Here is an 8,326-nt window from a genome sequence, read left to right on the forward strand (position 1 = left end):
AGTATTCCGTCATCCGGGTGGCACAGGCTGCCCGGTGCAGCAGTTTGCCTTTTTCGGCCGGGGCAAAATGCGGGGCAAGGCGCAGATAAGACGTTCCGAGACGCAGCCAGAGTCGTTGGGCGACCTCGAAAGCGCGCTGGTCGTCGTCGAGCATGGGCAGTGCCTTGCGTATATAGCGCGGTTCGATGGCGTCTTGAGCCGGCACCGCAGCGGTGCGCAGCAGGTCGAGCAGTTCGACGGCGAGGCTTGGCGCGAGCGTCGATGCCTCGATGGCTTCGATCTGCAGGCTGATGGCAGCCAGCATGTGCATGGGCTGGGCTTGCAACTGGCCGGACAGCCAGGTTTTTGCCGATGCCAGGTCGTCAAAGGCCTGGGCGATGTTCTTGCGTGGTTCGGGCAATGCTAACCAATGCATGGTTCCTCCTTCCGGAGTAAGCTTGGACGATGAGCGGATTTGAACATTATGATCGCGAATTGCGGGATCTTGATAGCGAGATTCACCGGTACGCTGCTGTTTGTCGCGTCAATCTGGCCAATCGCCACGAAATTGATGCCTGTTTGCGTAATCATCACCAAAATTGGGCCGACGACAAGGCTCGCGAGTCCTTGCAGGGCCTGCTGATCCTCCGCATCAAGCTGGAGACGGAAATGATCGCCCTTGGATTTTCAGCGCCGCCACTGGTTCCGCCTGCATCCGAATAGCGTGGCTAGCGAACGCTGAGCGCAGTGACCGGACAGGGCGCAACGCAGGCGCCGCAGCCGGTGCATTTTTCGGTATCGACCTCGGGCAGAGGGCTGCCGCCCAGCCGGGGCGTGAACCGGATGGCCCGGGCATCGCAGAAGTCGCCGCAGACGCGGCATTCGACACCCTGACGGGGCAGACAGTCTTCGCCGATGGCCGCCCGGTAGGGCCAGGCCGCTTGTTCGGCGCTCTGGCGAAGTAAGGCTTTGGGTTGGCAAGCGGCGACGCAGTCGGCGCAGAAGGTGCATTCGCCAAGGCTGAAATCGACCGTTGGATAGCCGCCATCACCGCTGACGAGAATCCGCGTCGGGCAGGCTTTGAGGCAATCGTTGCAGCGCGTGCAGCGGTCGATGAACTCAGCTTCCGGGAGCGCCCAGGGCGGGCGGATTTCAGCCATCGGGCGCGGTCGACCGCGGAAGAAGCCGCGGCGGGACAGGTCGACCATGGTTGTCTGGCCTACTTGCCGGCCTTCATTTTTTCGATGCCGCTGCGCAGCATCTGCTCGATCTCGGAGCCCGGCTCAACTTGCGACAGCAGCGGTTCCCAGTAGGAGAGCCCCTTTTTGTTGTCGCCGGCCTCCATGGCGGCGGCGCCGGCCAGGAACAGGCTGTGGGCGTGTTGCGGATCGACTTTCAGGGCGCGTTCAATGAGCTGGATCGCCTTGCCGTTGATTCCCTTGCCGTTGGCCATGGCGATGGCTTCGGCATAGCTGGCCAGCTGGTCGGGATCATCGCTAATGGCTTTCTCGGCCTTGGCAAAGGCTTGAACGGCTTCGTCGTAGCGCCCCATGGATTTGTAGGAACGGGCGAGCATGAGCCAGCCCGGCATGTTGTCGGGGTTGGCTTTGAGTTTTTCGGCCAGGCTGGTGACCATTTCGTTGATTTTTTCCGGCGTCATTTGCTGCGGAGCGGCGGTTTGCGTCGGGTCGAGCGCCTGCGGATTACCGAGGATGCCGTAGCCGAGCAGGGCGAGGATGGGCAGCATGACCAGGATGGCGATGGCGATCTTGCGGCTCGGGCCGTGCGTGGCCGGGGCGGCGCCATCAATGGTGGCCGGCTCGACTTCTTCGAGCAGGCGGCGCTGCAACTCGTGTCGGGCTTGTTCAAAGTCGGCCTCGACCAGCGAGCCCTCGGATTTTTCACGGGCTAGTTCGGCCAGTTGGTCGCGGAAGATGGCGAGGTTGGTTTCCTTGCGGTCGGCCTTGCTGGTTGAGCGTAGACCGAGCCACAGCGGCGGCAGGATGAAGGCGGAGACGACCACGATCAGGAGGACGGCGAAAACGGCAAACAGGTTCATTTGGGTTCGATTTCCTTGAGCAGCGCGTCGGCGCGGCTGGTCTCGTCAGCCGACAGCGGCTGGTCTTCGGCATTGATGCGGCTGGCGCGCCGGCGCAGGTAGCGCTGCAGGATGAAGAGGCCGAGCAGCATGAGGGCGACCGGGCCGCCCCAGAGGAGTAGCGTGATGCCCTTGACCGGCGGCCGGTAGAGGACGAAATCACCGTAGCGGACGACCATGAAATCGACGATTTCCTGGTCGGTCTTGCCGTCCTTGATCATGGTCCGGACTTCGCGCCGAAGGTCTTGCGCCAGTTCGGCGTTGGAGTCGGCGATGGTCTGATTCTGGCAGACCAGGCAGCGCAGTTCTTCAGAGAGCTTTTGCAGGCGTTTTTCGGCCACCGGGTCGGCGGCCGTGGCGGCTTCGGTCGCCGCATCGGCGAATGCGACGGTCGACCCGAAAAAAGAGCCAAAAATGAAAAAGGCGATCAGGGCGGCGCGCTTCATTTGTTCAGCTCGGCGAGCAGCGGCATGATCTTCTTGCTCAGATCGTCCGGCGAAATTGGCCCGGTGTGCTTCATGCGGATGATCCCGGCCTTGTCGATGACGTAGGTTTCTGGCACCCCGTAGACGCCGTAGTCGATGCCGACGCGACCGTCGATGTCCATGACGGTCAGCGTGTACGGGTTGCCGTGCTCGGCGAGCCACTGGTTAGCGCGCTGGAAGGCCAGCTTCTTTTCTTCATCGGCCGGCATCTTGCTCATGTCGAAATTGCCGTCGCCGCGCACTTCCTTGTAGTTGAGGCCGACCAGCGGAACGTTGGCGTTCTTCGAGAATTCGACGAGCACCGGGTGCTCGGCGCGGCACGAAACGCACCACGAAGACCAGACGTTGAACAGCCAGACCTTGCCCTGCATGTCCTTGGGGCCAAGCATTTTGTCCGGCGTGGCCAGGACGTTGAGGTTGAAGGCCGGGGCCGGCTTGCCGACCAGCGGCGAGGGAACGTCGCGCGGGTTGAGCCCGAGACCGACGGCGAGCAGGGCAACGAGGGCGGCAAAAGCGCCGAGGATCCAGAAATAACGGTTCATGCGTGTTGGCTTCCAGCCGGGGTGGTGACCGTCGAGGAGGAGCGGGATTGGGCGCGGTAACGGCGGTCGAGCAAGGCCAACAGGCCGCCCAACGCCATCAGCACGCAGCCGCCCCAGATCCAGTCGACGAAGGGTTTGTAATAGACGCGCACGGCCCATTCGGCTTCCGGCCGGTCGCGGTCGATTGGTTCGCCGAGCGAAACATAGACATCGCGCAGGAAACCGGCATTGATGGCGGCCTCGGTCATCGGCATGCCGGACGACGCGTAGTTGCGTTTTTCGGGTTTCATTTTCAGGCGAAATTTCCCGTCGACCGTGAGATCGAAGTCGCCCTGCGCCGCCACGTAGTTCGGTCCCTGCACTTCCTTGACCCCGTTGAAGGTGAAGCTGTAACCGGCCACCGTGGTCGTGTCGCCGGGCGCCATCTTGATGTCCTTTTCATCCTGGAAGCTATTGACCATGGTCACGCCGACAACGAAAACGGCAATGCCGAAGTGGGCGATGCACATGCCGACAAAGCTGCGCGGCTGCTTCAGTGCGGCATTCAGGAAGGACTGGCCAGCCCGGGTATGCTGGACGCGTTCGACGAAGGTGATCAGCGTTGTGAATACGACCCAGGTGGCAAGGAGGATGCCGAGTGCAGTCAGCGCGCTCCAGTGGCCATAAACGAGGGGCAGTGCGATGGCGACAACGGCCGCGGCAAGCATCGCCCAGCGCACGGTACGGGTGATCTCCGAGAGCGAGGCTTCTTTCCAGCGGGCGAAGGGGGCGATGCCCATGAGGAAAAGCACGGGCGCCATGACTGGCACAAAGACGGCATTGAAATACGGCGGTCCGACCGAAATCTTGCCGATGCCCAGCGCGTCGATGAGCAGCGGATAGAGCGTGCCGAGCAGCACCGTGGCGCTGGCGACAACGAGCAGGACGTTATTGGTCAGCAGCAGCGATTCGCGCGAAACCAGCCCGAAACGGCCGCCCAGCCCGACCTTCGGAGCGCGCCAGGCGAACAGCGCGAGTGAGGTGCCGATGACGGCGACGAGGAAGATCAGGATGAAAATGCCGCGCCGTGGATCGGTGGCGAAGGCATGCACCGAAGTCAGTACGCCGGAACGAACCAGGAAAGTGCCAAGCAGCGATAGCGAAAAGGCCGAAATCGCCAACAGCACCGTCCAGTTCTTGAAACTGCCGCGCTTTTCGGTGACGGCCAGCGAGTGGATCAGCGCCGTGCCAACCAGCCAGGGCATGAACGAGGCGTTTTCGACCGGGTCCCAGAACCACCAGCCGCCCCAGCCCAGTTCGTAATAAGCCCACCACGAACCCATGGCGATGCCGAGGGTCAGGAAACACCAGGCGGCCATCGTCCACGGCCGTGACCAGCGCGCCCAGGCCGCATCCAACTGGCCGGACAGCAGCGCGGCGATGGCGAAGGCGAAGGCGACCGAGAAACCGACGTAACCCATGTAAAGCAGCGGCGGGTGGATGACCAGGCCGAAGTCCTGCAACAGCGGATTCAGGTCGCGCCCTTCGGCTGCGGCCGGGAGCAGGCGCTCGAAGGGGTTGGAAGTGATCAGGATGAACAGCATGAAACCGAAGGCAACGAGACCGAGAGTGCCCAGGACGCGGGCTACCATCGCTTCCGGCAGTTGCTTCGATAGCATGGCGACGCCAAAGGCCCACCAGGTCAGGAACAGCATCCACAGCAACAAGGAGCCTTCATGGCCGCCCCACACCGCGGCAACGCGGTACTGGATGGGCAGCAAGGAATTCGAATGCTGGGCCACGTAGACGACCGAGAAGTCGCTCGTCACAAAAGCCTGCACCAGGCAGGCGAACGAGAAAGTGAGCAGGAGCGCCATCGCCGTTGCGGCGGGGCGGGCAACGGCAACCCAGGCCATGCGGTTGTGGTGGGCGCCAAGCAGCGGCAGCGTGCCGAGGATCAGGGCGACCAGCGCGGCGAGAATGAGGGCGAAATGGCCGAGTTCGGGGATCATGCTCAGTAGCTCGCTTTCGGCTTGTCGTTGCTGTAGGAGGACGGGGAAACATGTTTTCCGGCTTCCTTGGCCTGCGCATCGCCAACGGCCTTGGCGGCTTCCGGCGGCATGTAGTTCTCGTCATGCTTGGCCAGCACTTCGCTGGCCGCAAAAGTACCATCGGCGCTCATTTTTCCCTGGGCAACGACGCCTTTGCCTTCTTTGAACAGGTCAGGCAGGATGCCCTTGTAATGGACCGTCATGTCCTTGGCGGTATCGGTCACGACGAACGCGATGGTTACGCCGTCTTCCTGCCGTTTCAGGCTTCCTTCCTTGACCAGTCCGCCGATGCGAAAAGCCTTGCCCTGCGGTGCCTTGCCTTCGGCGACGTCGGTCGGCGAAATGTAGAGGGCGATATTGCTGTTCAGGGCGTTGAGGACCAATGCGGCGATGATGCCGATGATGGCCAGCGCGCCGCCAATCAGGGCGAGTTTTTTGTGACGGGATTTCATTCAGCGGTGTTCCTTGTTTCAGCGCGCAACTGGCGCTTGAGGCGAGCGATGGTGCTCTTTCGATTGCGGGCGACGACAATCGGTTCAATTGCCATGATCAGAACGGTGGCCCCGAACGAGCCCCAGACGTAAAAGCCATAGCCGCCCATGGCGATGAAGTCGGAAAAACTGGCCCAGTGGATCATTTTTCGTCTCCTGCCTTGCCGAGCAACTCGGTCTTGACCCAGTCGGTATGGCGCTCGCGTTCAAGCATGATGGTCCGTACGCGCATCAGCGCGACGGCAATCGAATACATCCAGAAGCACATGGCCATCAGTAGCATGCCCCAGAGCATCGTGGTGGCCATTGACGATTTGGCGAGATTGACACTGGAACCCTGGTGCAGGGTGTTCCACCATTTGACCGAGAAATAGATGATCGGGATATTGACGACGCCGACCAGCAGCAACAGGCCGCCGGCCTTGTCGGCGCGCCGCGCGTCGTCGATGGCGGCGGTCAACGCCATGTAGCCGATATAAAGGAAAAGCAGGATCAGCTCCGAGGTCAGCCGCGCATCCCAGACCCACCAGGCGCCCCACATCGGCTTGCCCCACAGTGCGCCGGTGAGCAGCGACAGGAAGGCCATCAGTGCGCCGGTCGGCGCCAGGGCCTGCGCCATCATGCCCGACAGCCGGGTGTTGAAAGCCAGCCCGATGGCGGCCCAGCCGGCCATGATCAGATAGATGAACATCGACATCCAGGAGGCCGGGACATGGATGAAGATGATCCGGTACCCCTCGCCTTGCTGGAAGTCGGTCGGTGCGACGAGCATGCCGAGCCAGAGCCCGGCGAGGCCGAAGACAACCGAAACAGCGATGAAGTAGGGAATCAGCGCGCCGGCCAGCGGGTAGAAGGTGGCCGGCGAGGCGAAGCGGTAGAGATTGAAGCGATCTTTCATTCGAGGGCGATCTTCAAGGCGGCGGCCGATGCCCAGGGGGCAAAGCCAAGTGAGGCAAAGGTAAGTGCAGCGAGCAGTGACAGGTGACCTTCTCCCCCGAGCCCGGTCATCGTTGCATCCACTGCGCCAGCGCCGAATATTAACACCGGGATGTAGAGCGGCAGGACGAGCAGCGAAAGCAGCACGCCGCCGCCACGCAGGCCAAGGGTCAGCGCCGCACCGATGGCGCCGATGCCGGACAGCGCCGGGGTGCCGATCAGGATGGCGAAGGTGAGGACGATCAGGGCATCGGTAGATAGATCGAACTGAATGCCGAGAACCGGTGCGATCAGGGCTAGCGGCAGGCCGGAGACCAGCCAGTGGGCAATGACTTTTCCGGTAACGACCAGCCCGAGCGGATGCGGGGCCAGCGCCAGTTGTTCGAGCGTGCCGTCGCGATGGTCGTCGGCAAACAGGCGAGGTAGCGACAGCATGGTGGCGAGCAGGGCGGCAACCCACAGCACGCCCGGCGCCAGCTTGCGCAGGAGGTCGGGTTCCGGCCCGACACCGAGCGGGAAGAGGCTGACGACGATGACGAAGAAAAATAGTGCCGAAACAATATCGGCCTGGCGGCGCATGGCCAGTTTGAGGTCCCGGCCAATGACCGCGGTGATAATTTTGAACATCAGCGCATCACCCTCAACCGAGCCGCAATTCGCGCACGGTGCCGGCCGGAATGCTGACCAGCTGGTGCGTCGTCATGACAGCCAGGCCACCGCGCTGCAGATGGCCGGAAATGATGCCGGCGAGCCAGTCAACCGCAGCAACATCGAGGGCGACGAAAGGTTCGTCGAGAATCCACAGCGGCCGTTTTTCCTTGACCAGGCGGGCCAGCGCCACACGGCGCTTCTGGCCTTGCGACAGGTATTTGCAGGCGAGGTCTTCGCGGCCGGCCAGACCGACCTGCTCCAGCGCATCGATGGCATCGTCTTCGGATAGTTCTTCATCGGCCAGCCGGGCGGCGGCGCGCAGATTTTCCAGCGGGGTCAATTCTTCCTTGATGGCGTTCAGGTGCCCGAGATAACAGAGGTCGGCGCGAAATTCGTCGGACTTGATCGATTCGCCCTTCCAGCGGATTTCGCCGGCCTCCGGCGGCAACAGGCCGATCAGCATGCGCAGCAGGCTGGTCTTGCCGGCGCCGTTCTTGCCCTGCAGGTAAAGCAGTTCCCCAGCCTCCAGCTTGAAGCCAAGGCCTGCGAACAGGCGGCGCTCGCCACGCACGCATTCCAGATTGTCAGCTTCAAGCATCAAGGGGAAGTGAAATAAATTGACGGCAAATTATGAACGCGCAAGTTTAACGGCAGATTAAGGCGAATCAAACAATCAACGCACCCCCCTGGAAAAACAGGAGGGGAAATTCCCCTCCTGTTTTTCGGTGCTTCGCTAACGTTGCTCAAGAATACTATTCGTCCTCCGGGTCCTCGTATTCCTTGGGTAGGTGGTGAGCGATCCCTTTATGGCAGTCAATGCAGGTCTTGCCTTCTGCCTTGGCCTTCATGTGCTTCTTGTAAGGTGTTTGTTTCTGCAACTCCGGGCTCATTGCATCGAAATTGTGGCAATTCTTGCATTCACGCGAGCCGGAGGCTTTCATGCGCGCCCACTCGTGGGTCGCCAGCTCCATCCGCTTGGCCTCGAACTTTTCCGGTGTGTCGATGTAGCCCGTCAGCTTGCCCCAAACTTCCTGGCTCGCCTGGACCTTGCGGATCATTTTGTGGGTCCAGTCCTTCGGCACATGGCAATCGGCACAGACGGCGCGCACACCGG

General features: G+C 61.9%; 13 protein-coding genes. 1 reads left to right on the plus strand and 12 read right to left on the minus strand.

Translation table 11 applies throughout. The features are described 5' to 3' along the window. Positions 1–415, minus strand: a 415-nt coding sequence (locus ADADOO_RS08145; protein WP_511276577.1) for a cyclic-di-GMP receptor FimW-related protein, incomplete at its 3' end; no start/stop codon positions are given. Positions 416–444: 29 nt separating this feature from the next. On the opposite strand from ADADOO_RS08145, the gene ADADOO_RS08150 reads away from it, so the two are divergent. Next, complete coding sequence (locus ADADOO_RS08150; protein WP_511276579.1) at positions 445–702, plus strand: hypothetical protein; 258 nt, start codon at positions 445–447, stop codon at positions 700–702. A gap of 5 nt (positions 703–707) precedes the next feature. Here the strand turns inward: ADADOO_RS08150 and napF are convergent, their stop codons facing one another. The 11 genes from napF to ADADOO_RS08205 form a co-directional block, all read right to left on the minus strand. Next, entirely contained in the window at positions 708–1,187 is a 480-nt protein-coding gene (gene napF, locus ADADOO_RS08155; RefSeq protein ID WP_511276581.1) for a ferredoxin-type protein NapF, read from the minus strand. Positions 1,188–1,198: 11 nt separating this feature from the next. After that, the gene (ccmI, locus tag ADADOO_RS08160) at positions 1,199–2,038 is read right to left on the minus strand and encodes a c-type cytochrome biogenesis protein CcmI (protein WP_511276583.1); all 840 of its coding nucleotides are present in this window, start codon (positions 2,036–2,038) and stop codon (positions 1,199–1,201) included. Further along, positions 2,035–2,523: a cytochrome c-type biogenesis protein gene (locus ADADOO_RS08165; protein WP_511276585.1), complete on the minus strand. Its 489-nt coding sequence runs from the start codon at positions 2,521–2,523 to the stop codon at positions 2,035–2,037. The genes ccmI and ADADOO_RS08165 overlap by 4 nt, the downstream gene beginning before the upstream one ends. Next, on the minus strand, positions 2,520–3,104 hold the full coding sequence (locus tag ADADOO_RS08170; protein WP_511276587.1) for a DsbE family thiol:disulfide interchange protein: 585 nt from the start codon (positions 3,102–3,104) through the stop codon (positions 2,520–2,522). The genes ADADOO_RS08165 and ADADOO_RS08170 overlap by 4 nt, the downstream gene beginning before the upstream one ends. Then, positions 3,101–5,095, minus strand: a complete 1,995-nt coding sequence (locus tag ADADOO_RS08175; protein WP_511276589.1) for a heme lyase CcmF/NrfE family subunit — start codon at positions 5,093–5,095, stop codon at positions 3,101–3,103. The genes ADADOO_RS08170 and ADADOO_RS08175 overlap by 4 nt, the downstream gene beginning before the upstream one ends. A 2-nt stretch (positions 5,096–5,097) precedes the next feature. Further along, entirely contained in the window at positions 5,098–5,586 is a 489-nt protein-coding gene (gene ccmE, locus ADADOO_RS08180) for a cytochrome c maturation protein CcmE (RefSeq protein WP_511276591.1), read from the minus strand. Continuing rightward, complete coding sequence (gene ccmD, locus ADADOO_RS08185) at positions 5,583–5,771, minus strand: heme exporter protein CcmD (RefSeq protein WP_511276593.1); 189 nt, start codon at positions 5,769–5,771, stop codon at positions 5,583–5,585. The genes ccmE and ccmD overlap by 4 nt, the downstream gene beginning before the upstream one ends. Continuing rightward, positions 5,768–6,523 (minus strand): heme ABC transporter permease CcmC, encoded by a 756-nt coding sequence (gene ccmC / locus ADADOO_RS08190; protein ID WP_511276595.1) that lies wholly within the window; start codon positions 6,521–6,523, stop codon positions 5,768–5,770. Before ccmC ends, ccmD begins: the two co-directional genes overlap by 4 nt. Continuing rightward, positions 6,520–7,188, minus strand: coding sequence for a heme exporter protein CcmB (ccmB, locus tag ADADOO_RS08195; protein WP_511276597.1), 669 nt, complete (start codon positions 7,186–7,188; stop codon positions 6,520–6,522). Before ccmB ends, ccmC begins: the two co-directional genes overlap by 4 nt. A 13-nt stretch (positions 7,189–7,201) precedes the next feature. After that, entirely contained in the window at positions 7,202–7,810 is a 609-nt protein-coding gene (gene ccmA, locus ADADOO_RS08200) for a cytochrome c biogenesis heme-transporting ATPase CcmA (protein WP_511276599.1), read from the minus strand. Positions 7,811–7,964: 154 nt separating this feature from the next. After that, positions 7,965–8,326 (minus strand): NapC/NirT family cytochrome c (locus tag ADADOO_RS08205; protein WP_511276601.1); only part of this gene is annotated, 362 nt, incomplete at its 5' end.

This window comes from Azonexus sp., assembly GCF_036170495.1.
GTDB lineage: Bacteria > Pseudomonadota > Gammaproteobacteria > Burkholderiales > Rhodocyclaceae > Azonexus.

What these genes read in the sequence shown, in the direction of transcription:
- ADADOO_RS08170 (WP_511276587.1), bottom strand. Translation starts at nt 3,104, where the DNA reads ATGAACCGTTATTTCTGGATCCTCGGCGCTTTTGCCGCCCTCGTTGCC.
- ccmD (WP_511276593.1), bottom strand. Translation starts at nt 5,771, where the DNA reads ATGATCCACTGGGCCAGTTTTTCCGACTTCATCGCCATGGGCGGCTAT.
- ADADOO_RS08175 (WP_511276589.1), bottom strand. Translation starts at nt 5,095, where the DNA reads ATGATCCCCGAACTCGGCCATTTCGCCCTCATTCTCGCCGCGCTGGTC.
- ccmI (WP_511276583.1), bottom strand. Translation starts at nt 2,038, where the DNA reads ATGAACCTGTTTGCCGTTTTCGCCGTCCTCCTGATCGTGGTCGTCTCC.
- ADADOO_RS08165 (WP_511276585.1), bottom strand. Translation starts at nt 2,523, where the DNA reads ATGAAGCGCGCCGCCCTGATCGCCTTTTTCATTTTTGGCTCTTTTTTC.
- ccmB (WP_511276597.1), bottom strand. Translation starts at nt 7,188, where the DNA reads ATGTTCAAAATTATCACCGCGGTCATTGGCCGGGACCTCAAACTGGCC.
- ccmA (WP_511276599.1), bottom strand. Translation starts at nt 7,810, where the DNA reads ATGCTTGAAGCTGACAATCTGGAATGCGTGCGTGGCGAGCGCCGCCTG.
- ccmC (WP_511276595.1), bottom strand. Translation starts at nt 6,523, where the DNA reads ATGAAAGATCGCTTCAATCTCTACCGCTTCGCCTCGCCGGCCACCTTC.
- napF (WP_511276581.1), bottom strand. Translation starts at nt 1,187, where the DNA reads ATGGTCGACCTGTCCCGCCGCGGCTTCTTCCGCGGTCGACCGCGCCCG.
- ADADOO_RS08150 (WP_511276579.1), top strand. Translation starts at nt 445, where the DNA reads ATGAGCGGATTTGAACATTATGATCGCGAATTGCGGGATCTTGATAGC.
- ccmE (WP_511276591.1), bottom strand. Translation starts at nt 5,586, where the DNA reads ATGAAATCCCGTCACAAAAAACTCGCCCTGATTGGCGGCGCGCTGGCC.